Consider the following 21576-nt stretch of genomic DNA (forward strand, 5'->3'; position numbering starts at 1 on the left):
CGCTTGCTACTCACCAAATATCAGCCTGCGGGTATCGACGATTTTCTCCTGGCCGTCGAAAATCTCGACAAAGCTCAAATATGTGTTGATAGTGGTCGACAGCCGTGCGTGGCCGAGCTGTGCTTGGACCTTCTTCCAAGGCTCAGGATTTCCCGCCATTTTTTCTGACCAGTAAGTTAGCACGGCGTAAGTATGTCTTAGGTCGTGGACGCAATGACTCGATTTGAACTCATGGCGAACGTCGCCCGTTTCCGGGTCGACCCTTTCGACGCTTTTCAGCAAACCTGCTTTCCGGCAGATTTCTTCGACAATCTGTTCAACTCGGCGCTCTGAAATTGCGCTTCCCGGTGCATTACTATCCTGGCTGGCAAGAAAGAGCCTCGGGGTGGGGCGTTGTCCTGGGTTTCCGGCAGCTACGCATTCTTTACGTTCGCCTTCGATGTAGGCGGTGGCGTCTTGGATCAGCCAGCTCGGCACTCCAACGACGCGCTCGACGCCGCCTTTGCCAAGGATCGTGAGCGGGTATTCCAGCAAAGGTGCTTGGGGATCCGGGCAGATCGACAAGATTTGAAAGATCGTGAGCCCGAGAGCTTCACTAAGGCGGAGGCCGACGGCCCACATAAAGTCAGCGAGTAGTCTGTTCCTTGAGGGCCGCTCGTCTCCATCTCGATTGGCCGCTTGCGGACCGGCTGCTTTGAGGAACGCTTGGAGTTCTCGGGTGAGAAAAGGTCTGACCCCCCGTCGGTTGAGGCGAACCTTGGGCCCAATGCCCTTGACGGTAGTTCGCACCGAGCCCGTGGTGCTAACGGTAACCGATGATCCGTCTCGGAATTCGTCCAGAGTAATGCTGCCTTCCAGCAAATCTCCAGAGTATTTTTTGGAATTATGCTGATAGAAGTGGAGGATGACCGCCACTCGGTTTCGGATCGTGATCGGTGCGTAGGCTGCCCCGGTTTTTGGAGAAATCGCCACCTGGTAAGCGTCCCGATACTGGATCAAGTCACTGCGCGACGCAGTCGTCCAATCCCGAATTCCGATCTGCGGCAAAAACTCGAACCAGCTCTGCAGAGCGTACGCAGCTGCCTCCCAGGTTTCCGGAGAGGGGCTTTCGCCGTTTTCTACGTACCTTTCGCGAATGAAACTGGTGGGCGCCTGTAGCAGGGTCATCGAGGGAGTGAAGAACAGCCCCGGCTCCAATGCCCTGCAGCCATCCGTGGACAGCTTCGTCTTGAACACCTGTATCCGCTCCGAGGGGCGGTAGAGGTCTATCGGCTGTTCACGCATGCCTCGCATGCGCACCAATCCTATGAACAGAAATGCAGAAATCTATTCGTCATAATGCGTACCGGAGCACTATTTTCGCCTGCGTAACTCCCGGGGCCATAAAGCAGCTAAAGCTAGGGCTTCTCGCGGAGACCCTCCCCCCGGACCCCCCTCCCGAGCGGTTGTCGCCCGTGGGCCCACAGGCACCTCCCACGGCCGTCGCCGCCTGCGCCCTTGAATGCGCGCGTCGCCGGCCGTGGGGCCCTCCTGTGGACTACGGGGACAACCGCTCATTCAGGCGTCGTGAACACTGCAAACGCTACGAAGTGTACGGTGGCTCGAAAAAGGTTACAGCCGGATTTCCGCCAACCTCTTTCCCCCGCCGACGCTACGGAGAACATGCTCGCAGCCGCGATAGGGATTGATCGAGCGGTCGAAGCCGATGTCGGGCGAATGGTTGCGGGTGATGATCGTCTTGGGCTTCTCGACCGTCACGCTCGTCCGCAGCGGCGGCATGACGCCATCGAGCGCCTCGCGCGCATCGAGCCAGTCCCCGTCCGCCTCGCGCACGGCGAGCCCGAAGCGGGTCGGGACCTTGTTCTCGGGCGCGCCACGGCCGGCGCGGACATCGGGACGGGGCATGCCAATGTTCTACGCCCAAGGCGAGAACAAAGCAAGAACGTCAATTGCTGCCGGCGGCTCCGGCGCGCGATCCTTCGTCGAGGCGGACCGCGGTGGCACCGGGCAGGCCGGGGAAGCGCGGCCACAGTCCTTGGGCGAGCGCCTTGCGGCTGATCGATTCGCGGCCGGCCTGCTGCTGGTAGATCCAGTAATTGCGCAGGATGATCGGTACGTAGCCGCGGGTTTCCCAATAAGGCAGCGACTCGATGTAGAGCAGGGGATCGCCGCGGTCGAAGGCGCGGTTGTTCCATTCGGCGATCGGCGCGGGACCGGCATTGTAGGCCGCGATCACCTTGGGCAGCAGGCCGCCGGTGCCGTAATGGCTGCGCAGATATTCGAGATAGGACTGGCCATATTCGAGGTTGGCGCTGGGCTGGTCGAGCTGGGCGCGGTCGAACGCCTCGCCGCGGGCGCGGGCGATGTCGCCGGCCGTGCCGGGCCGCACCTGCATCAGGCCGACCGCGCCGGCCGGGCTCACCACGGCGCTGCGGAAATTCGATTCCTGCAGGGCGTGGGCGTAAGCGAGCGCCGGATCGACCCGCCAGCCGCGCGTCGGCTGCCAGTCCGGCGCGGGATAGCGCGCGGCGAGGTTCATGCGCGTGCCCTTGGGGACATTGTGCGCCAGCCAGAACTGGGCAGAGGCGAGGTCGAGGTCGGCGGCGAGATGGACGAGGGCGGCGTGGTCACCCGGCGCGATCCGCGCCTGGTGCCGGATATGCTCTTCGGCGAGCGCGGTTTCGCCGATCTCGACCAAAGCCATCGCCGCCTTGACGTTGGGCTTGGCCGCGATGCCGCGCCACTCGGCGTCGCCGAAGTCGTGCAGCCCCGCATAATTGCGCGTCTTGATGCCGAGTGCTTCGGCCGCGAGCAGCCCGTAGAAGGTTTCCTTGAGCGCTGCGGCGCTGCGCAGCCGCGCCTGCACCCGCTCGGGCTTGGCGCAGCGCGTGTCGGCCCGGGCCGCCCAATAATGGCCGGCCGCGGTCAGTTCGGGATCGCCCGAACGCGCGCCGACGGTGGCGAAGGCGTCCGCGGCCGCATCGCAATCGTGGAGGCGCCAGGCGGCGAGCCCCGACACCCAAGCCGCCTGCAGCGCCCACTCGCCGCTGCCGCTGCCGCTGCGCGCCGCGTCGGCGAGGCGGCGGGCGTCGCTGTCGGCGCCGATCAGATAATAGGACCAGGCGATGCGCTGCTGGAATTCGGTGAGCGCGACCGGCGACAAAGCATATTGCTGCGGCGTCAGGATCGCCTCGGCCTCGCGCGGCCGGTCGGCGACGATCAGCGGCTGGATCTGCGCCTCGAGCGGCGCCGCCACGGGATCGGACTTAGTGACGCTCCGCGCCCGCGACCGGCGCGGCTGCTCGCCGCCCCAGATCAGGGTCTGCGTCGGCGTGACGACGGGCAGCGCGATCGCGCCGCGGGTCTGGGCGAGCCGGCCAAGCTGCGCCGCCTGCGGCTGGTCCGGGGCGAGGGCGACCAAAGTGGTGAGCTGGTCGAGCGTCGTCACCGGCGAGCCCTTGGCGAGATAGAGCTGGGCGCGGGCAGTCGCGTGAAGCGGGCCGTTGCCCATGCCGTCGAGCCGGGCCGTGGCGCCGGCCCAGTCATTGGCGCGGATCGCGGCGAAGACCTCGCGATAGGAGCTGCGCTCGGCGGCGGTCAGCGCAGTCGGCTTGGCGGCGCGCGCCTTGGCGATGGTCGGCGCGGCATCGGCCAGCGCCGGCGCGGCGGGAAAGGCAAGCGCCACGGCGGCCAGCAGCAGGGTGCGGATCTGGGTCATGGGGTCGGTCCTTCGACGAGCATCTGCAGGTCCGCCCAGGCGAGCCGTTTGGCGCTGGGTTGTTCGAGCAGGTGGGAGGGAGCGAAAGTGACGAGAGCCGGGATGTCGCCGGCATGCGTCGAAATCCGATGCCAGCGGCCGCGCGCCTTGGCGACCGGCAGGCCGAGCAGCGCCTTGGAACAGGCGTCGCCGAACAAGAGTACGCAATCCGGCGACGCGAGCCCTACATGATGGCGTGCGAGATTCGCGCAATGCGTAGAAGCCGCAGTCGTGAGTCTACCGTCCGGGGCGCGCAGACAGGACAAGGAGGCGAGGTAGATCGCATTGCGGTCGCGGCCGATCGCGGCGAGCATCCGGTCGAACAGGCGCCCGGCTTCGCCGGAGAGCAAGGTCCCGGTGCTGCAATCCTCCGCCGCCGGCATGTCGGTCACGATCATCAGGCCCGAGGCGGGATCGCCCGACGGGCAGACGCGCGGCGCCGACGGCGAGGCGTAGGGCAGGCTGTCATTGTCGCGCAGATAAGCGTGGAAAAGCGTAAGCTGGTCGGGGAGCGGCTCGGCGGGCGCAGGCACTGGCGTCGGTTGAGCGCCGGTTCCCGGTACAGGCGGCGCGACGGCTGTCGCGGCCTTGGCTTTCGGGCGCAGCCAGTCGCGCGGCTCCTCGTCGACCATCACATCGACGCCCGCGTCAGCCCACCACTGCAACGCGCTTGCCGCGGCTGCAGGGTCCAGGGGATTGTTGCCCCGCTCCACGCCCTCCTTAGGGGCAGTACTTGACGGGCTGGTCAACCGTAAAATCGCAGCTTATCTGCCAGACGTTGGCCGTTTGCGACGAAGAAGACCGCACGGCGCCGAAACGGAGAGCGGAATGTCTGAGCGCGAGTCCATGGCTTATGATGTGGTGATCGTGGGCGCAGGCCCCGCTGGCCTCGCCGCATCGATCCGCCTGAAGCAGCTCGCCGAGGCGCAAGGCCGCGAGCTCAGCGTCTGCATCCTCGAGAAGGGTTCGGAGGTTGGCGCGCACATATTGTCGGGCGCGGTGATTGATCCCAAGGCGTTGGACGAGCTTCTTCCCAACTGGAAGGAACTGGATAGCCCGCTCACGGTGCCGGTGACCGAGAACCACCATTGGGTGCTCACGGCGAAGAAGAAATACGGCATGCCGCATCTGATGATGCCGCCGTTCATGAACAACAAGGGCACCTACACCGCCTCGCTCGGCAATGTCTGCCGCTGGCTCGCCGGCCAGGCCGAGGCGCTCGGTGTCGAAATCTTCCCCGGCTTCGCCGCCGCCGAAGTGCTGTTCCACGCGGACGGCTCGGTGAAGGGCGTCGCCACCGGCGACATGGGCGTCGCCCGCGACGGCACGCGCAAGCCCGACTACCAGCCCGGCATGGAGCTGCACGGCCGCTACACCTTCTTTGCCGAGGGCGCGCGCGGCCACCTCACCAAGGAGCTGCGGCGTATCTTCAGTCTCGATGAGGAGAATGAGCCGCAAGTCTATGGACTTGGGCTGAAAGAGCTTTGGGATATCGATCCGGACAAGCATGTTCCGGGCCGCGTGATCCATACCCAGGGCTGGCCGCTCGACGACGCCTGGGGCGGCGGTTTCCTCTACCACCAGGAGAATAACCAGGTCGCCTTGGGGTTCGTCGTCGCGCTCAATTACCGCAACCCCTATCTCTCGCCGTTCGAGGAGTTCCAGCGCTGGAAGCAGCATCCGGAGATCCGTGCGATCCTCGAGGGCGGCCGCCGCATCAGCTACGGCGCGCGCGCGATCAACGAGGGCGGCTGGCAGGCGGTGCCCAAGCTCGCTTTCCCGGGCGGCGCGCTGATCGGCTGCTCGGCGGGTTTCGTCAACGTGCCGCGCATCAAGGGCAGCCACACGGCGATGAAGTCGGGCATGCTCGCCGCCGAGGCGGCGTTCGAGGCGATCGCTGCCGATCGCCGATCGGATGAACTTTCCGCTTACGAAAATACGCTTCGGAACAGCTGGATAGCCGATGAGCTTAAGATGGTCCGCAATGTCGAGCCGATGGTCGCGAAGTTCGGCGGCACGCTCGGCACGATGCTCGCCGGCACAGACATGTGGATGCGCTATCTCGGCATCGGCCTGCCGTTTACGATGAAGCACCATCCCGACAATGAGGGCCTGTGGCGCAAGGACGTGGCGCGGCCGATCGCCTATCCCAAGCCCGACGGCGTGATCAGCTTCGATCGCCTCTCCTCGGTGTTCCTGTCGAACACCAATCACGAGGAGGACCAGCCCGTTCACCTCACGCTCAAGGACGCTTCGATACCGGTCGACGTCAATCTCGCGGACTATGCGGGGCCGGAGCAGCGTTATTGTCCCGCGGGCGTTTACGAATTCGTGGAGGAAGGCGGCCAGCCCCGCCTCCAGATCAACGCGCAGAATTGCGTGCACTGCAAGACGTGCGACATCAAGGATCCGACCCAGAACATCAACTGGGTCGTGCCGGAAGGCGGAGGAGGCCCCAATTACCCCAATATGTAAGTCCGGGCTCTACGGTCTCCTCGCCGCGGCCTTGATCGTCCCGGCCGGCGCCGCGCATGCGAGCCGCGAGGATCTGGCGGTGATGAGCGCCTACGCCCAGGCGCGTGCCGCCGACAATGCCGGCGAGGCGGGCCGCGCGGCGCAGGGTTATGCTGCCGCGCTGGCGCTGATGCCCGACAACGACGTGCTCGCCGCACGCGTCCTGACGCAGGCGCTCCAGGCAGGCAACCGCCCGCTCGCGGTCCGCGCCGCCCGCCGGCTCGAGAAGAGCGGAGCCCTCGCGCCCGACGCGAGGCTGCTCCTGTTCGGCGAGGCGCTCGCGGCCCGGAACTGGAAGGCGGCCCGGCTCCAGGCCGACGGGATCGCCGCCGACGAAATCTTTGCCTTCATGACGCCGGTTCTGAACGCCTGGCTCGCGGTCGAATCCCGCAAGGGCGATCCGCTCGCCATTCTCGACGCAGCCAAGGAAAATCCGCTCGCCGCCGCTTATGCCGCCGAGCATCGCCCGTTCATCCTGATCGCCCGGGGCGACGAGCCGCAGGGGGTCGCCGAACTGCTGGCCACCGCGCCGGGCAGCGGCGGGCGCGCCAGCCGTCTGCGCATCGCCGGCGCCGCCGAATTGGCCAGGAAGGGCAAGCGCGACGCGGCCTTGCTGCTGCTGCAGGGCGACGACGAGCCCGTGGTCGCCGCGCGCCGCCTGCTCGACGCGCGCAAGCCGATCCCCGGGGCGATCGGCGGGGCCGAGACCGGCGTCGCCGAATTCCTGGTCCGCATCGCCATCGATCTCAATCGCCAGGACGTCGCTCCGCTGGCGCTGGCCTTCGCGCGGCTCGCCACCTTCCTCGCGCCCGACAATAGCGAAACCTGGATCGTCACCAGTCAGCTGCTCGGCGCCCGGGATCAACAGGCCGAGGGTTTGGCCGTGCTCGCCAATGTCCCGGCGGGCGATCCCTTTGCCGGTTCGGTCGAAGACCATCGCATCGCGCTCCTCGTCGACGCCGGCAACAAGGAACAGGCCTTGGCCGAGGCGCAGCGCGCCGTCGCCGGCCCCAGTCCGACCGCGGCTGACTGGACCCGGCTTGGCGATCTCAACAATCAGCTGAAGCGCCTCGACGAGGCCGCAGCGGCCTATGGCAAGGCGCTGGCGCTGGTCGAGTCCGGTGAGGCGGGGCAGCAGGCCTGGACGCTGCATCTGCTGCGCGGCGGCGCGCTCGAGCAGGCCGGCAAGTGGCCCGAGGCCAAGGCGGCCCTGGAAGCGGCGTACAAACTGGCGCCGCAGCAGCCGATCGTGCTCAACTATCTCGGCTACGCCCAGCTCGAGCGGCGAGAGAATATCGACGAGGCGATGAAGCTGATCGCATTGGCATCACGCATGCAGCCCGACAGCGCCGAGATCACCGACAGCCTCGGCTGGGCGCATTATCTGCGCGGCAATTTGCCCGAAGCGATCACCCTGCTCGAGCGCGCGGTCGAAGGGCAGCCGGCCGATCCGGCGATCAACGAGCATCTCGGCGACGCTTATTACAGCGCCGGCCGCCGCTACGAGGCGCGCTATGCCTGGGAGGCCGCCTTGCTCCATGCCGAGGAAGAGGGTGATGCCGGCCGCCTGCGCGCCAAGATCCAGGCCGGGCTGACGCCGAAGCTCGCTTCGCCCTGATGCGGGAACAGGCCTACGCCAAGGTCAATCTGGCGCTCCACGTCCGCGGCCGCGAGCCAGACGGCTATCATCGCCTCGAAACCCTGTTCGCCTTCTGCGAGGACGGCGACACCCTGTCCGTCGGGCCAGGGGAGGGCCTTTCCCTCGCCGTCGCAGGCCCGTTCGCAGCCGCGCTGGGCGACGATCCCGACAATCTCGTCCTCCGCGCGGCGCGCGCCCTGGCGACGCGCTTCGGCGTGAGCGCCGGCGCGGCGCTCCATCTCGACAAAAGACTGCCGGTCGCGTCCGGGATTGGCGGCGGGTCGGCCGACGCCGCCGCGGCCTTGCGGCTGCTGTCGCGCTGGTGGGGTCTCGACGCGTCCGAAGCGGTCCTGCTCGGGATCGCGGCGGGCCTTGGCGCCGACGTTCCCGCCTGTGTCCGCAGCGAGACGGTGCGCGGCGAGGGCAGGGGCGACCGCCTCGTGCCGCAGCCGGATCCGGCTCTCGCAGGCGCGCCTCTGTTCCTGGTCAATCCGCGCGTGCCCGTGCCGACCGGCCCGGTCTTCGCCGGCTGGGACGGTGTCGACCGCGGCCCGCTGGCCGACATCCACTCCGGCCGCAACGACCTCGAAGCGCCGGCGGTCGCGGTCGCGCCCGTCATTCGCGACGTTCTGTCCGCCTTGCGCGCGCAGGCTGGAACGCGCCTGGTCCGCATGTCCGGCTCCGGCGCGACCTGCTTCGCCTTGTTCGCCGACGAGGCTGCGCGCGACGCCGCGACAGCGGCGCTGGCCGGCGCCCATCCCGATTGGTGGCTGCTGCCGACTCGTCTCAGGTGACCCGCCGCTCCCGTAGCGGGACGCTTTTCGAAGGCCCTTAACCATCGTGTGCGGCTCGCATCCGTTTTGGCACGCCTCTTGCTCCTCGTTTCGCGGACGAGTCGAAGCGCGCTCTGGAGCGTGTGGACATTCGGGGACAGTCCCCGGCCCCCTGCGGCCGGGCGCTGTCGCTCCCTGTAGGGCCGGGCCGCCGTCAGCTGCGGTCCGGCCTTTTTTTTCGGGACAAAATCGCCCCGCGGGGGCATGAACCGGTCATGTTCGACCTTCACATCGCAGGCGGGCTGGCGCGCCTGGTCCTGAACCGGCCGGAGGCGCGCAACGCCATTCCTTTCTCGGGCTGGGCCGAGCTTGCCGCCGCCGTCCTGCAGGCCGAAGCCGCCGGCGCCCATATGCTGGTCGTGTCCGGTAGCCCGGGCGGCAGCTTCTGCGCGGGCGCCGATATGGCGAGCTTTCACGCTTTCGCCAACGATCCCGACGCCCGCACCGCCTTCCGCCTCGCCATCCGCCAGGGCCTGGACGCACTGCGCGATACGCCGCTTCCCACGCTCGCGGTGGTGGAGGGGCATTGCTACGGCGCTGGCGTCGCCCTCGCCATGGCCTGCGACACGCGCTTCGGGGGCTTCGAGGCGGAGTTCGCGATCACCCCGGCCAAGTTCGGCATCTCCTATCCCCAGGAGGACGTGTACCGCCTCGTCGCATTGGTCGGGCCGGGCGAGGCCGCACGGCTCCTGTTCGGCGCGCAGGCGATCGGCAGCCGCGAGGCGGTCCGGATCGGCCTGCTCGACCGGGCCTTCGACGCCAACGTCGCCACCGGTGTCGATGAATTCGTCAAGGCGGTGATGGCCAATGAGCCGGCGAGCCTGCGCACGCTGAAGCGCGGCATCCGCCTCGCCATGGCGGGCGTGGCGAGCGACCCCGAGCAGGATCGCGCGTTCGACGATCTGCTCGGCTCGGAGACGCTGGCCGCGCGCCTCGCTGATCGCCGCAAATGAACGGCGCCGCCGAGTATATTCCGGGCGCGCCCGGCTCCGATCTGCTGCTGATCGCCGACCACGCCTCCAATTTCGTGCCCGAGGACATCGATCTCGGCATTTCCGAGGATCTGCTCGGCCAGCATATGGCGGTCGACATCGGCGTCGATCCGCTCGCCCGGGAGATCGCCGGTCGGCTCGGCTGCCCGGCCATCCTCGGCGGCGTCTCCCGCCTGGTCGTCGACCTCCATCGCGAGCGCGGTGATCCGGCGGCGATCCCGGTCGTCAGCGACGGCCACGCCATAACCGGCAACGAAAGTCTCGGCGCGCAGGCGCAGGAGGATCGCCTCCGCCGCTTCTGGGACCCCTACCATTCGCTGATCGCCTCCAAGGTCGACGCGCTGCAGCCGACCAAGTTGGTCGCGATCCACAGCTTCACGCCGCGCCTTGCCACCCGGCCCGAGGAGGAGCGGCCATGGGAAGTGGGCATCCTCTACGCGCAGGACCGCCGCGCCGCCCATATCGCGATCCGCCTCCTGCGCGAGGCCGGCGTGGTGACCGGCGACAACCAGCCTTATTCGGGGCTCGACCTCAACCTCACCATGGACCTCCATGCGGAGAGCCGGGGCATCCCGTACATCGTCGTCGAGGTGCGCCAGGACCTGATCGGCGACGATGACGGCGTGCAGCGTTGGGCCGACCGTCTCGCGCCCGTGATCCGCGCCACGCGCGCTGCGCTTGCCTGAGCGATGGGAAAGGGGGCAGGGGTCAGAGCCATGAAGTTTGCGCTTCCCGCCTTCCTGCTCCTCGCCGGCTGCGGCGGTCCGGATACGGCGCAGGAAACCCAGGTCGACGGCGCCGCCGTCGCTCCCGGAAATGACCGCATCGCCTGCGCGGTCGGGGGCGCCGAGACGTTCGATCGCGTCTGTACGCTCGACCGCACATCCAGCCCGGACGGTACGACGCTGACGCTCCGTCACCCGGACGGCGGCTTCCGCCGCCTGCTCGTCACGCGCGACGGACGCGGGGTGGTCGCCGCCGACGGCGCCGATCCGGCGCAGGTCACGGTCGTCGGCGCGCAGGAAATCGAGGTGAGCCTCGCCGGGGACCGTTACCGCCTGCCGGCCACGCTCCGCGGCGAATGAGCGCCATCCTGACCGCGGCAGAGACGCGCGCCGCCGAGCAGCGGGCGATCGATGCCGGCATCGCGGTAGAGACTTTGATGGAGCGCGCGGGGCTGGGAGCGACCGAGGCCGTCTGGCGCTACGCGGGGCCGCTCCCGGCGCTCATTCTCTGCGGCCTGGGCAACAATGGCGGCGACGGCTATGTCGTCGCGCATGGCCTGCAGGAGCGCGGCGTGCCGGTGCGCGTGGCGGCGCTCCGCGCGCCAACCAGCCCTGCCGCGCAATGGGCGCGCGGCCTCTGGGATGGCCCGGTCGAGGATCTGGCCGCGGCGAAGCCCGCGCCCTTGCTGATCGACGCCTTGTTCGGCACCGGCCTCACGCGCCCGCTCGCGGCGGATGTGTCGAGGGCTCTGCTCCGGCTTGCAGAGGCAGCGAAGGTGCGCGTGGCGATCGACCTGCCGAGCGGGGTCGCCACCGACGACGGCGCCCTCCTGTCGCGGGTCCCGGACTATGATCTGACGATCAGCTTCGCGACGCTGAAGCCCGCGCACCTGCTCCAGCCTGCTGCCCGTCACATGGGGCGGATCGCCGTCGTCGACATCGGCATCGTAGCCGAATCTGCCTTGTCGGCCATCGAGCGCCCGCGGCTTCCCGCGCCCGGGCCTGACGATCACAAATACAGCCGCGGCTATGTCACGATCCTGGCCGGCGAGATGCCCGGCGCGGCCGCGCTGGCCGCTGCCGCCGCCGCTCGCGCGGGGGCCGGCTATGTCCGCCTCGTCGCGTCGGCCGCCGTGGCCGGCGTGCCGAGCGCCGTCGTCCAGGCGCCAGGCATGGGTTTCGCGCATGACGATGCCCGGCTTGGCGCGATCGTCCTCGGCCCGGGCCTTGGCCGCGGCGGGGAAAGCAAAGCCCTGCTGGAGCAGGCGCTGGGCTGGCAACGCCCGCTCGTCCTCGACGGCGACGCGCTGGGCCTGATCGGCGAGCACGGCCTGCGTCCGCCAGCGGGCACGATCCTCACCCCCCACGGCGGCGAGTTCGCACGCTTGTTCCCGGACGGCCTCGCCGGCAGCAAGGTCGATCAGACCCGAGAGGCGGCGCGGAAACTGGGCTGCGTGATCGTCTATAAGGGCCCGGACACCATCGTCGCCGCGCCGGACGGACATGCGGCCATTGCTCCGCCCGCGCCGCACTGGCTGGCGAGCGCCGGTACCGGCGATGTCCTGGCCGGCATGATCGGCGCGCTGCGGGCCCGCGGCCTCGATCCGTTCGAAGCGGCCTGCGCCGGCACATGGCTGCACGGCCGGGCTGGCGCCGCCGCCGGCCCGGGGCTAATCGCCGACGACCTCATCGCCTTGCTTCCCCTTATTCTTGCCGAGTGCCTGTGACCGAAAAGATTGTCCGCATTTCCGCGCGCGGCGAGGGCGTCACCGAAAGCGGGCGGCATCTGCCCTTCACCGCGCCGGGCGATAAAGTCGCGGCCGATGGCGCCATCACGCCCGGACCGCACCGGATCGTGCCGCCCTGCCGTCATTTTCCTGAATGCGGCGGTTGCCAGCTCCAGCATCTCGACGACGATTCTTTCGGCGGATTTCTGGTCGACCGCGTTGCGTCGGCGCTGGCCGGGCAGGGGATTGCGGCGACAGAGATCCTGGTCCCGCACATTTCGCCGCCGGTCAGCCGCCGCCGCGCCTCGCTGCGCGCCGAGACGCGCGGCCGACAGGTCGTGCTCGGCTTCAACGCCGAGAAAAGCCATCGCGTCGTCGATATGCGCGAATGCTTCATCCTGCGGACCGAATTGTTCGCGCTGGTGGAGCCGCTGCGCCGCTTGATGGGGCAATTGCTCGGTCCGCGCGGCAAGGGCGGAGTCCGCATGACCTGGGCCGATCAGGGCGCAGACATCCTGCTCGAGGGCATCGGCGTCGACACGCTCGAAGCGACCGAGGCGCTCGCGGTCTTTGCAGAAACGCACCGTCTCGCTCGCCTCACCCTCGACGACGGCAGTGGGCCGCAGACCCGCTGGGAGCCGGAACCCGTCAGCGTGACGCTGGGCGGCATCGCCGTGCCGCTTCCGCATGGCGCCTTCCTTCAGGCCACCCTGGAAGGCGAGGAAGCGCTGGTCGCTTCGGTCCGCCAGGCCGTAGGTCCGGCGCGAATCGTCGCCGACCTGTTCGCCGGGCTCGGCACGTTCGCGCTCGCGCTGGAGGGCCGCGTGCTCGCCGCCGAGGCCGATCGCGAGGCGGCCATGATCCTGAAGGGCGTCGCCAACCGCACCCAGCGCCCGATCTTCGTCGATCATCGGGACCTGTTCCGCCGCCCGCTCCAGCTCGCTGAGCTCAACCGCTTCGAGGCGATCGTGCTCGATCCGCCGCGCGCCGGCGCCCGCGAGCAGGTCGAGCATCTCGCCGTCTCCAGCGTGCCGCGGATCGCCTATGTGTCGTGCAACCCGGTCACCTTCGCGCGCGACGCCAAGCTGCTGGTCGACGGCGGCTACCGGCTCGATTGGGTGCGCCCGGTCGGCCAGTTCCGCTGGTCGACCCATGCGGAACTGGCGAGCCAGTTCACCCGCGCAGGTGAATGAGCGCCATTCCGGCGTGGATCGTGAGCATCAGCAAAGTGATTGAGGCTGCCGCGAAAAGCAGGAAACGCCAGCGCACGACGTTGACCGTCGCCTGCACCAGGCTGTGGGCGATGCGCAACCCGACATAGGCCCCAGGCGATAACGAGGTTGAGGCCGTCGCCCTGGCCGATCAGCGCCAGCGTCAGCGCGACCGCATAGAACAACGTCGGCTGCTCCATCAGATGGTTGTAATTGTGCGCCTTCCACTGGACCTGGTCCTCGATGACCCCGTCCAGCTGGGTGCCGCGCCCGCCGACCCGCCCCTTGAGGTCGATGCCCTTTCGCTTCATCGCCGGGAAGCGGGTCGCGTACAGCCACATCATCATCACCAGCGACCAGGCGACCAGAGCGACGACCGGACCCAGAATCGGACTGTAACCCATAAAGAAACACCTCCCCCCGAAAACCGGGGGAAGGTGCGTCAGAAACCGGATATGTTCAACTCCCGTAACGATCGGCCCGGGGCCGCGCTACGGGCGCGAAAGTCCTCAGTCGAACAGCTTGGAAAAAGCGCGCTTGGCGCGGGTTTTCCAATGGCCGCGATGGTAGGCGTCGGAGGCGAGCAGCGGCAACACGGTGGTCGCCTCGGCGAACACCATCTGCTCCATCGCCGTCGAGACCTTACCCCACGAAGCGGCTTCCTGCAGCGTCGAGGAGGAGCAGGCGCCGTCGCGGACGTCGGCGACCGTGATCTGCACCGCATATTTGTGCACTTCGACATCCTCGTGGCCGAGGATTTCGGCGCAGACCACGGTGTCCTGCACGAAATTCTTCGGCACGCCGCCGCCGATCATGAGCAGGCCGGTGGTGCCCGCCTTGATCTTGATGTCGGTCAGCTCGCGGAAGTCGGCGATGCTGTCGATCGTCAGATACTGGCGGCCCGCCTTCATCGCATCGACCTGGTGCTTGACGAGGCCGAAGCCGGCCGAGCTATCGGTGAACGCCGGGCAGAAGATCGGCACGTCATGCTCGTAGGCGAGCTTGACGAGGCTGTTCTCCTTCTTGCCGTTCTCGATCAGCCACTTGCCCATCTCGCGGATGAACGCGCGGGAGGAGTAGGCCTTCGGCTCGAGGCTGTTGGCGATCTCGCCGATCGTGTGATCGGTCTCCTGCAGCTTCTCTTCGTCGATATAGGTATCGTAGATACGGTCGATGTAGAGCGAGCGCAGCGTGTCGTCGTCGGGGATCTCGAGCGCCTGGTAATGCTTGTGGCCGAGCGCCTCGAAGAAATCCATGTCCACGATGGTGGCGCCGGTGGCGACGATCGCGTCGACCATGTTGTTCTTCACGAGGTCCGCATAGAGATCCATGCAGCCGCCGGCCGAGGTCGACCCGGCAACGACCAGGATCACCGAGCAATCGGGATCGGCGAGCATCTGGTTGTAGATGTCGGTGGCGCGGCCGAGGTCGCGGCTGGAGAAGCTCATCTTCCTCATCGCGTCCACGATCGGGCGCGCGTCGAAGCTCTTGATGTCGATATGCTCGACGACGTTCGACAGCAGCTCCGCCTTGCGGGTGTCGTTGATGGGGGTCTGCTCGTTCATCTTACTTCCTCAAAAAGCTCGTGCCGGCCCAACCCGGCATCTCAGGGAAACGGAAAAGCGGGACGGAACCCGGGCTCGCGCCCGGGCCGCGCCATGTCCTCGCTAGCTAGTGCGCTTTTACAGCTTAACCACGTTCGAACGGACGGTCCGTTCCTCGTCCACGCCATACAGCGTCGCCATCGGCTCGTCCGCGGCAATCACCTTCATGTCGGATCCGAAACCATTGAACGCGGTGCGCATGGCGCAGCCATAGGCGCCCAGCATCCCGATCTCGATATAGTCGCCGGCGCCGATGTCGGCCGGTAGGTCGAACGGACCGGCCATGTGGTCGAGATCATCGCAGGTCGGCCCGTAGAAGCTGAAGCCGAAATCCTTCGCGTCGGATTCCTCCTCGCGCAGCAGCTTCACCGGGAAGCGCCATCCGATATGCGCCGCATCGAACAACGCGCCATAGGCGCCATCGTTGATGTAGAGCTCGGACCCGCGGCGCTTCTCGACGCGGACGAGCAGGCTCGCATATTCCGCGCACAAGGCGCGGCCCGGCTCGCACCACAGCTCGGCCGAATAGGAAATCGGCAGGCTCTCGAAGGCATTGTGGATGACTTCGAAATAAGCCTCGAGCGGCGGCGGCTCCATGCCCGGATAGGAGGAGGGAAAGCCGCCCCCGACATCGACGATGTCGACGGTGACCGCGGCCTCGACGATCGCCTGGCGGACGCGCGACATCGCCTCGGCGTAAGCGGCCGGCGACATCGCCTGGCTGCCGACGTGAAAGCAGATACCGAGCGCGTCGGCCGCCTGACGGGTGGCGAACAGCAGCTCCTTGGCTTCCGTCGGATCGACGCCGAACTTGGAGGCCAGGCTCAGCTTCGAATGGTCAGAGGAAACGCGCAGCCGCACGCACAGGTTGAGATCCGTCGCGACGCTGCCGTCGGGGCTCGTCGTGGCGCGCACGATCTTCTCCAGCTCCTCCATCGTGTCGAGGGAGAAGGTGCGGACGCCGTAGGTGAAATAGGCTTCCTCGATCGCTTCCTCGGCCTTCACCGGGTGCATGAAGCACAAGGTAGCCTCGGGCGCGATCTTGGCGACAAGACGCACTTCGGCGATCGACGCCACGTCATAATGGGTGATGCCGCTCTCCCACAGGATCTCGATGAGGTCCGGGGACGGGTTCGCCTTCACCGCATACATCGAGCGGCCCGGAAACTTCTCGGCAAAGAAGCGGGCAGCACGGCTGGCGGCGTGCGGACGAAGGAGCGTGACCGGCTGAACCGGACGAAGGGCGGTCGCTAGCCCCAGCGCGCTATGGTGCTTGTACAATTCAAGGGACCTCCAGGGGTAGTTGACGAAGAAGCTGCCTTGCGGTTTGGAAGTCCCCATGGGGCAGCGGAGGCGCATATATGGGTCGCGGTCCCCCATGTAAAGAGCTGCATTTTCTCGTGGTTTGACAAGATGTTGCGTAGCGGCGCTGAAGCGAATTTTCTGTCGCCCAGGCGTGAGGCTCCGGCGACGGAACGATTGGAGATTCGAATGCTGGAGAGAAGACCCACCCATCAGGGGGTCGAAGCCGCGGCCCGCCGCATCCATGGCGACGTCACTCGGACGCCTTTGCTCCCGGTCGAGATCGGCGGCACCTGGCTGTGGGTCAAGGCCGAATGCCTGCAGCAGGGCGGGGCCTTCAAGCTGCGCGGCGCGACCAACCGCCTGATGCTGCTGAGCCCCGAGGAAAGGCAGCGCGGCGTCGTCGCCTTCTCGTCCGGGAATCACGCCCAGGGCGTCGCTTTGGCGGCTCGCCGCATGGGCATCGCCGCCACCATCGTCATGCCCGCCGACGCTCCGGCCGTGAAGCGCGAGGCGACACTCGCCGCAGGCGCCCGGATCGTCGACTATGACCGCGCCACCGAAAGCCGCGAGGAGATCGGCGCCCGCCTCGCCCGTGAGAGCGGCGCGACCCTCGTCCCCTCGTTCGACGATGTCGACATCATCGAAGGCCAGGGGTCTGCGGGGGTCGAAATCGGCGAGCAGGTGAGAGAAGTTGCCGGCGAAGGGCCCGACAAAGTCATCGTCCCGTGCGGCGGCGGCGGACTTTCCGCCGGCATCGCGCTGGCGCTGCCCGATGCGGCAATCGTCACGGTCGAGCCCGAAGGCTGGGACGACATGGCCCGTTCGATCGTCGCCGGCCATCCGGTCCCCGTCGGCCCGGATGCGCCCCCGACACGCTGCGACGCGCTCCAGACGACCCTGGTCTCGCCGCTGACGCTTGCCGCCTTGCGCCAGGAAGGCGCCCGCGGAATCGCCGTCAGCGAACGGGAGATCGAGGCGGCGATGGCGTTCGCCGCGCGCAGCCTGCGCCTCGTGGTCGAGCCGGGCGGCTCGGTCGCGCTCGCGGCGGCGCTGGCGGGCAAGGCGGGGCCGCTCACGGAGCGCAGCGTGATCGTGCTGTCAGGCGGGAATGTCGATCCGCTGGTCTATGCGGAGATCATTGCCGGTCAGGCGCGGGCGGCGGCCCGGTAGTCGCGGTCCTCGCCGGGGAGGGGCGCCATGCGCTCGACCTCGCGGGTCAGCGTCTCGAGCTGGAGCGCGATCGTGCGCAGCTCGGCGGCATAGACTTCGGCGTCCACGCCGGGTTGGGCCAGCGTGGAGGCTTCGAGCAACGTGTCGAGCATCATCGAGATGCTCGGCAGGATGGTCTCCTCGATCTGCTCGAAGGCCTCGTCCAGGCCGTGCCGGTCTGCATATGCCATGAGGTCATTATAGAGGATCAGGCTTAAGCGCGCGTAAAGATCGTTCGCGTCTTTTCGATTCACCATCGGCGTGGCAGGGAGGCGCATGGCTTCCACCCTGCTCTCCATCGCCACGATCGCCGCCTTCCTGCTGGGCGCTAGCGGCATGTGGCTGATCGTTAAGCGCCGCGACGCGAAGAGGGGCATCCTCATGCTCGTCGCGGCGCTCGTGATCCTCGGCAACGTCCTGATCTGGTCGCTCCCCCCGCCGGCCGGCTGAGCGTCGTCCCGGCGTAGGCCGGGGCTCCAGGACGGGCAGGCGGCTACTTGATCGTGCAGCTCGGATCGAGGCGGAAGTCGAGATAGTCGTCCACCGACTTCATCAGCTGCGGCATCTCGTTGGCGAAGAAGTGGTTCGCGCCCGGGATCGTGTCGTGGTGGATGGTGATGTGGCGCTGGGTGCGCAGCTTGTCGACCAGCTTCTGGACCGCGCCCGGCGTGACGACCTCGTCGGCCTCGCCCTGGATGATGATGCCCGAGGAGGGGCAGGGCGCGAGGAAGGTGAAGTCGTACATATTGGCCGGCGGGGCGATCGAGATGAAGCCACGGACTTCAGGGCGGCGCATCAGCAATTGCATGCCGATCCAGGCGCCGAAGCTGAAGCCGGCGATCCAGGTCTGCTCGGCTTCGGGGTGGATCTGCTGGACCCAGTCTAGCGCCGAGGCAGCGTCGGAAAGCTCGCCGATGCCGTTGTCGAACACGCCCTGACTGCGGCCGACGCCGCGGAAGTTGAAGCGCAGGGTCGCGAAACCGCGCCGCACGAACGTCTTGTAGAGCTGCTGCACGATCGGATTGTTCATCGTGCCGCCGGCATGCGGGTGCGGATGAAGGATCATGGCGACGGGCGCGCGCGGACGCGGACCCGGCTGGAAGCGGCCTTCGAGACGGCCTTCGGGACCGGGGAAAATGACTTCGGGCATTGCACCTGCGCTTGAGCTAAATTGGGAAGATCGCACATGGGCGGTGCCATGTGCCGCGGGCACCTATATAGGGCGAAGCGCCTGCTTAGCAATCAAGAGGAAAAAGTGCCGCAAGGCCGTATCTATCTGGACCATGCTGCGACGACGCGGGTGCTGCCCGTTGCGCAGGCGGCGATGGCGGACGCGCTCGCAGCCTGGGCCAATCCGAGCTCGCCCCACGCCGATGGCCGCGCCGCCAAAGCGAAGCTCGAGGAGGCACGCACGCGGATCGCACGCGCGCTCGGCTGGACTGGAAAGATCCTCTTCACGTCGGGCGCGAGTGAGGCGCTCGCCATCGTCCTGCACCGCGCCATGGCGGGAACACGTTACGTGTCCGCGGTCGAGCACGACGCCGTTGCCCGCGCAGCGCCGAACGCGGTCACGCTCCCGGTGGGTAGCGACGGTATTGTCGACCTGACGCTGCTCAAGGGCGAACGCCCGCTCGTGGCGGTCCAGCATGCCAATAACGAGACCGGCGTGCTCCAGCCGCTCGGTTCGATTGCGGACGAGGTGCACGCCAGAGCCGGCCTGCTGCTCGCCGATTGCGCCCAGACGGCCGGCAAGCTGCCGTTGCCCGACGCCGACTTCATCGCCTTGTCGGCCCACAAGTTCGGCGGCCCGCCGGGCGTCGGCGCGCTGCTGGTGCGTGATTTCGCCGAGCTCGAAGCCGTGGGCGGCCAGGAGCAGGGCTATCGCCCGGGCACCGAGAATCTCCCCGCCATCCTCGCTATGGCCGCCGCGCTCGAAGCGGGCCATGACTGGCTCGACGAGGCGGCTGTTTTGCGCGAGCGGCTGGAAACGGCGCTGGCGGCGGCAGGGGCCGAGATCGTGGGTGGCGAAGGCGAGCGCATCGCCACGATCGGTGCCTACCGCATGGCGGGCGTGCCGGCGAACGCGCAGCTTATCCAGTTCGACATGGCCGGCATCGCGGTTTCGGCCGGAAGCGCCTGCTCGTCGGGCAGCCTCAAGGCCAGCCATGTGCTCGCCGCGATGGGCTGGGACGAGGGACCGGCGCGCGAGGTCGTACGGGTGAGCTTCGGACCGTCCACGACTGCGGCCGAGATCGACCGCTTCGCCGCTCTATGGACCGAGATGAAGGCAAAGCGCCGCGCCGCATGATCTACCTTGATTATCAGGCCACAACCCCGCTCGCGCCCGAAGTGGCAGCCGCCATGCGGCCGTGGCTCGAGACGCGCTTCGGCAATCCGCACAGCCCCCATCGCCTGGGCCGCGAGGCCGCCGCCGCCATCGAGGTCGCGCGCGGCCTGATCGAGGCGGCGCTGGGGGTGGGGGAAGGACGGCTTTATTTTACGTCCGGGGCCACCGAAGCGGCGAACTGGGCACTGAAGGGCGCCGCCGCCCGGCTGCCGGAAGGCCGGCGCCGGATCGTCACCCTCGCGACCGAACATGCCTGCGTGCTCGACACGGTCGAATGGCTGGGGACCCAAGGTTTCGAAGTGGACATTCTCCCGGTCGGCGCCGGCGGGCTCGTCGACCTCGAACTGGCCGCGGAGCGGATCGACGAGAGCACCGGCCTCGTCGCCGCGATGCTGGTCAATAACGAGATCGGCGTCGTCCAGCCGATCGCCGAGCTCGCCGTGCTCGCCCGCGCCAGCGGCGCCGTCCTTTTCTGCGACGCGGTCCAGGGCTTCGGCCGGGTCGACGTGCCGAGCGATGCCTGCGACATGGTCGCGATCTCCGCCCACAAGGTGCACGGCCCCAAGGGTATCGGCGCGCTGTGGATCCGCGGGGGGGTCGCGATCGAGCCCTTGCTGCACGGCGGCGGCCAGGAAGGCGGCATCCGATCCGGGACCCTCTCGCCCGCTTTGTGCGTCGGCTTCGGCGAGGCGGCACGCTTGCTGTCCGCACGCCGCTCGGAGGACCATGCGCATGTTGAGGCGTTGTGGGCGCGGACGCTGGCCGTGCTGGGCGACAGCTGGAGCCTCAACGGTTCGGCCGATCACCGCTACCACGGTAACCTCAATCTTCGTTCCACGGGCATCGACGCAGCCCGCCTGATTTCGGAGTTGCGCGGTATCGCTTTCTCGGCAGGATCGGCCTGCGCCAGCGGCTCGGGTCGGCCCAGCCACGTCCTCTCGGCGCTCGGCCTGAGCGAGCGCGAGGCGCGATCCAGCGTCCGCATCGGTTTCGGGCGCTATACGAGCGAAGACGAACTGGCCGAGGCGCTGACGATGATCGAGGATGCGGCCGCGCGGCAGCGGAGCTTCGTCGCATGACCCGCATCCGCTTCGTCTCGGCCGACGGTTCCGAAATCCGCGAAGTCGTCGCCCCGCCGGGCGAGCGGCTGCTCGATATAGCCCAGGCCGCCGGCCAGCCGCTCGAGGGCACGTGCGAGGGCCAGATGGCCTGCTCGACCTGCCACGTTATCGTCGCGGACGAGGATTTCGCCCGGCTCCCGCCGGCCAGCGAGGAAGAGGAGGACATGCTCGACCTCGCCTCCCACGTCACCCGCCACTCGCGCCTCTCCTGCCAGATCTGGACCGACGAAGCGCTCGACACCCTGACGGTGAAGATGCCGGGCGGCAGCCACAACATGCAGGGCCGGTGATCGGAAGGCGGGATTATGGTGGAGAGCGGCCATGGCTGAGCTCAAGATCGACCTTCCCCACGCGCTGTGGTGTACATAGAGTCGCAGGTCGCGACGGGGTATTTCGCCGATGCCGGCGTCTGGTCTCGCATCTGCTTGAAATCAACCAGCGCGATCATAGCCGGCTTCGCGCATTGATCGCAGCGGGCGAGCGCAGCGGTATGAGCGACCTGTCATTCGATGAGATCGTCGAGCGGACCAGAGAGCGCGCAAAATCGCGCCCCGCCTGAGATTCACGTGATCTTGCCTCGGCGTCCAACTTC

General features: G+C 67.8%; 20 protein-coding genes and 2 pseudogenes. 13 read left to right on the forward strand and 9 right to left on the reverse strand.

The features are described 5' to 3' along the window. Positions 1-6: 6 nt before the first annotated feature. The 4 genes and pseudogenes from SH591_RS00710 to SH591_RS00725 all read right to left on the reverse strand — a co-directional run bounded on the left by SH591_RS00710 (position 7) and on the right by SH591_RS00725 (position 4422). Positions 7-1284 carry a tyrosine-type recombinase/integrase gene (locus SH591_RS00710; protein ID WP_324750101.1) on the reverse strand — a complete coding sequence of 426 codons (1278 nt, stop codon included), beginning with the start codon at positions 1282-1284 and terminating at the stop codon, positions 7-9. A gap of 378 nt (positions 1285-1662) precedes the next feature. After that, positions 1663-1905: pseudogene (locus SH591_RS00715) on the reverse strand (PA0069 family radical SAM protein); the annotation flags it as partial. Positions 1906-1945: 40 nt separating this feature from the next. Then, positions 1946-3718, reverse strand: a complete 1773-nt coding sequence (locus SH591_RS00720) for a lytic transglycosylase domain-containing protein (protein WP_324750102.1) — start codon at positions 3716-3718, stop codon at positions 1946-1948. Further along, complete coding sequence (locus SH591_RS00725; RefSeq protein WP_324750103.1) at positions 3715-4422, reverse strand: uracil-DNA glycosylase; 708 nt, start codon at positions 4420-4422, stop codon at positions 3715-3717. Before SH591_RS00725 ends, SH591_RS00720 begins: the two co-directional genes overlap by 4 nt. A gap of 163 nt (positions 4423-4585) precedes the next feature. On the opposite strand from SH591_RS00725, the gene SH591_RS00730 reads away from it, so the two are divergent. The 8 genes from SH591_RS00730 to SH591_RS00765 all read left to right on the forward strand — a co-directional run bounded on the left by SH591_RS00730 (position 4586) and on the right by SH591_RS00765 (position 13380). After that, positions 4586-6232, forward strand: coding sequence for an electron transfer flavoprotein-ubiquinone oxidoreductase (locus tag SH591_RS00730; protein ID WP_324750104.1), 1647 nt, complete (start codon positions 4586-4588; stop codon positions 6230-6232). Between the two features lie 31 nt (positions 6233-6263). Further along, positions 6264-7889, forward strand: a complete 1626-nt coding sequence (locus tag SH591_RS00735; protein WP_324750105.1) for a tetratricopeptide repeat protein — start codon at positions 6264-6266, stop codon at positions 7887-7889. Beyond that, entirely contained in the window at positions 7889-8704 is an 816-nt protein-coding gene (locus SH591_RS00740; protein ID WP_324750106.1) for a 4-(cytidine 5'-diphospho)-2-C-methyl-D-erythritol kinase, read from the forward strand. Before SH591_RS00735 ends, SH591_RS00740 begins: the two co-directional genes overlap by 1 nt. Before the next feature lie 254 nt (positions 8705-8958). Beyond that, positions 8959-9696 (forward strand): enoyl-CoA hydratase/isomerase family protein, encoded by a 738-nt coding sequence (locus SH591_RS00745; protein ID WP_324750107.1) that lies wholly within the window; start codon positions 8959-8961, stop codon positions 9694-9696. Next, entirely contained in the window at positions 9693-10421 is a 729-nt protein-coding gene (locus SH591_RS00750) for an N-formylglutamate amidohydrolase (protein WP_324750108.1), read from the forward strand. Before SH591_RS00745 ends, SH591_RS00750 begins: the two co-directional genes overlap by 4 nt. A gap of 30 nt (positions 10422-10451) precedes the next feature. Continuing rightward, positions 10452-10820, forward strand: a complete 369-nt coding sequence (locus SH591_RS00755; RefSeq protein ID WP_324750109.1) for a hypothetical protein — start codon at positions 10452-10454, stop codon at positions 10818-10820. Continuing rightward, positions 10817-12187 carry an NAD(P)H-hydrate dehydratase gene (locus tag SH591_RS00760; RefSeq protein ID WP_324750110.1) on the forward strand — a complete coding sequence of 457 codons (1371 nt, stop codon included), beginning with the start codon at positions 10817-10819 and terminating at the stop codon, positions 12185-12187. Before SH591_RS00755 ends, SH591_RS00760 begins: the two co-directional genes overlap by 4 nt. Next, the gene (locus SH591_RS00765; protein WP_324750111.1) at positions 12184-13380 is read left to right on the forward strand and encodes a class I SAM-dependent RNA methyltransferase; all 1197 of its coding nucleotides are present in this window, start codon (positions 12184-12186) and stop codon (positions 13378-13380) included. Before SH591_RS00760 ends, SH591_RS00765 begins: the two co-directional genes overlap by 4 nt. Here the strand turns inward: SH591_RS00765 and SH591_RS16260 are convergent. The 3 genes and pseudogenes from SH591_RS16260 to SH591_RS00785 form a co-directional block, all read right to left on the reverse strand. Then, positions 13361-13802, reverse strand: a pseudogene (locus tag SH591_RS16260) (MAPEG family protein). The gene SH591_RS00765 and the pseudogene SH591_RS16260 sit on opposite strands and share 20 nt — an antisense overlap. A gap of 105 nt (positions 13803-13907) precedes the next feature. Further along, a complete protein-coding gene (locus tag SH591_RS00780; RefSeq protein ID WP_322830344.1) occupies positions 13908-14963 on the reverse strand; it encodes a 1,9-bis(guanidino)-5-aza-nonane synthase in 1056 nt (351 codons plus the stop codon). 117 nt (positions 14964-15080) lie between these two features. Next, positions 15081-16283, reverse strand: coding sequence for a type III PLP-dependent enzyme (locus SH591_RS00785; RefSeq protein WP_324751414.1), 1203 nt, complete (start codon positions 16281-16283; stop codon positions 15081-15083). Between the two features lie 210 nt (positions 16284-16493). Between SH591_RS00785 and SH591_RS00790 the strand changes: the two genes are divergently transcribed. Next, positions 16494-17477, forward strand: coding sequence for a threonine ammonia-lyase (locus SH591_RS00790; RefSeq protein WP_324750112.1), 984 nt, complete (start codon positions 16494-16496; stop codon positions 17475-17477). Here the strand turns inward: SH591_RS00790 and SH591_RS00795 are convergent. Then, positions 17453-17707, reverse strand: a complete 255-nt coding sequence (locus SH591_RS00795) for a hypothetical protein (protein ID WP_324750113.1) — start codon at positions 17705-17707, stop codon at positions 17453-17455. The genes SH591_RS00790 and SH591_RS00795 overlap by 25 nt on opposite strands. An 85-nt stretch (positions 17708-17792) precedes the next feature. Between SH591_RS00795 and SH591_RS00800 the strand changes: the two genes are divergently transcribed. After that, complete coding sequence (locus SH591_RS00800) at positions 17793-17966, forward strand: hypothetical protein (RefSeq protein ID WP_322830347.1); 174 nt, start codon at positions 17793-17795, stop codon at positions 17964-17966. 43 nt (positions 17967-18009) lie between these two features. Here SH591_RS00800 and SH591_RS00805 read toward each other — a convergent pair whose 3' ends face one another. Further along, positions 18010-18666 carry an alpha/beta hydrolase gene (locus tag SH591_RS00805; protein ID WP_322830348.1) on the reverse strand — a complete coding sequence of 219 codons (657 nt, stop codon included), beginning with the start codon at positions 18664-18666 and terminating at the stop codon, positions 18010-18012. Positions 18667-18771: 105 nt separating this feature from the next. On the opposite strand from SH591_RS00805, the gene SH591_RS00810 reads away from it, so the two are divergent. The 3 genes from SH591_RS00810 to SH591_RS00820 are packed head-to-tail and all read left to right on the forward strand — an operon-like array spanning position 18772 to position 21274. Next, on the forward strand, positions 18772-19824 hold the full coding sequence (locus SH591_RS00810) for a cysteine desulfurase family protein (protein WP_324750114.1): 1053 nt from the start codon (positions 18772-18774) through the stop codon (positions 19822-19824). Beyond that, positions 19821-20942 (forward strand): cysteine desulfurase family protein, encoded by a 1122-nt coding sequence (locus SH591_RS00815; protein WP_324750115.1) that lies wholly within the window; start codon positions 19821-19823, stop codon positions 20940-20942. Before SH591_RS00810 ends, SH591_RS00815 begins: the two co-directional genes overlap by 4 nt. Then, positions 20939-21274 (forward strand): 2Fe-2S iron-sulfur cluster-binding protein, encoded by a 336-nt coding sequence (locus SH591_RS00820; RefSeq protein WP_324750116.1) that lies wholly within the window; start codon positions 20939-20941, stop codon positions 21272-21274. Before SH591_RS00815 ends, SH591_RS00820 begins: the two co-directional genes overlap by 4 nt. Positions 21275-21576: the final 302 nt, after the last annotated feature.

This window comes from Sphingomonas sp. LY54, assembly GCF_035594035.1.
Classification (GTDB): domain Bacteria; phylum Pseudomonadota; class Alphaproteobacteria; order Sphingomonadales; family Sphingomonadaceae; genus Allosphingosinicella.

Coding starts and splice junctions, on each gene's coding strand:
- SH591_RS00710 (WP_324750101.1), bottom strand. CDS start 1,284: ATGCGTGAACAGCCGATAGACCTCTACCGCCCCTCGGAGCGGATACAG.
- SH591_RS00720 (WP_324750102.1), bottom strand. CDS start 3,718: ATGACCCAGATCCGCACCCTGCTGCTGGCCGCCGTGGCGCTTGCCTTT.
- SH591_RS00730 (WP_324750104.1), top strand. CDS start 4,586: ATGTCTGAGCGCGAGTCCATGGCTTATGATGTGGTGATCGTGGGCGCA.
- SH591_RS00740 (WP_324750106.1), top strand. CDS start 7,889: ATGCGGGAACAGGCCTACGCCAAGGTCAATCTGGCGCTCCACGTCCGC.
- SH591_RS00745 (WP_324750107.1), top strand. CDS start 8,959: ATGTTCGACCTTCACATCGCAGGCGGGCTGGCGCGCCTGGTCCTGAAC.
- SH591_RS00750 (WP_324750108.1), top strand. CDS start 9,693: ATGAACGGCGCCGCCGAGTATATTCCGGGCGCGCCCGGCTCCGATCTG.
- SH591_RS00755 (WP_324750109.1), top strand. CDS start 10,452: ATGAAGTTTGCGCTTCCCGCCTTCCTGCTCCTCGCCGGCTGCGGCGGT.
- SH591_RS00760 (WP_324750110.1), top strand. CDS start 10,817: ATGAGCGCCATCCTGACCGCGGCAGAGACGCGCGCCGCCGAGCAGCGG.
- SH591_RS00780 (WP_322830344.1), bottom strand. CDS start 14,963: ATGAACGAGCAGACCCCCATCAACGACACCCGCAAGGCGGAGCTGCTG.
- SH591_RS00790 (WP_324750112.1), top strand. CDS start 16,494: ATGCTGGAGAGAAGACCCACCCATCAGGGGGTCGAAGCCGCGGCCCGC.
- SH591_RS00795 (WP_324750113.1), bottom strand. CDS start 17,707: ATGGCATATGCAGACCGGCACGGCCTGGACGAGGCCTTCGAGCAGATC.
- SH591_RS00800 (WP_322830347.1), top strand. CDS start 17,793: ATGGCTTCCACCCTGCTCTCCATCGCCACGATCGCCGCCTTCCTGCTG.
- SH591_RS00805 (WP_322830348.1), bottom strand. CDS start 18,666: ATGCCCGAAGTCATTTTCCCCGGTCCCGAAGGCCGTCTCGAAGGCCGC.
- SH591_RS00815 (WP_324750115.1), top strand. CDS start 19,821: ATGATCTACCTTGATTATCAGGCCACAACCCCGCTCGCGCCCGAAGTG.
- SH591_RS00820 (WP_324750116.1), top strand. CDS start 20,939: ATGACCCGCATCCGCTTCGTCTCGGCCGACGGTTCCGAAATCCGCGAA.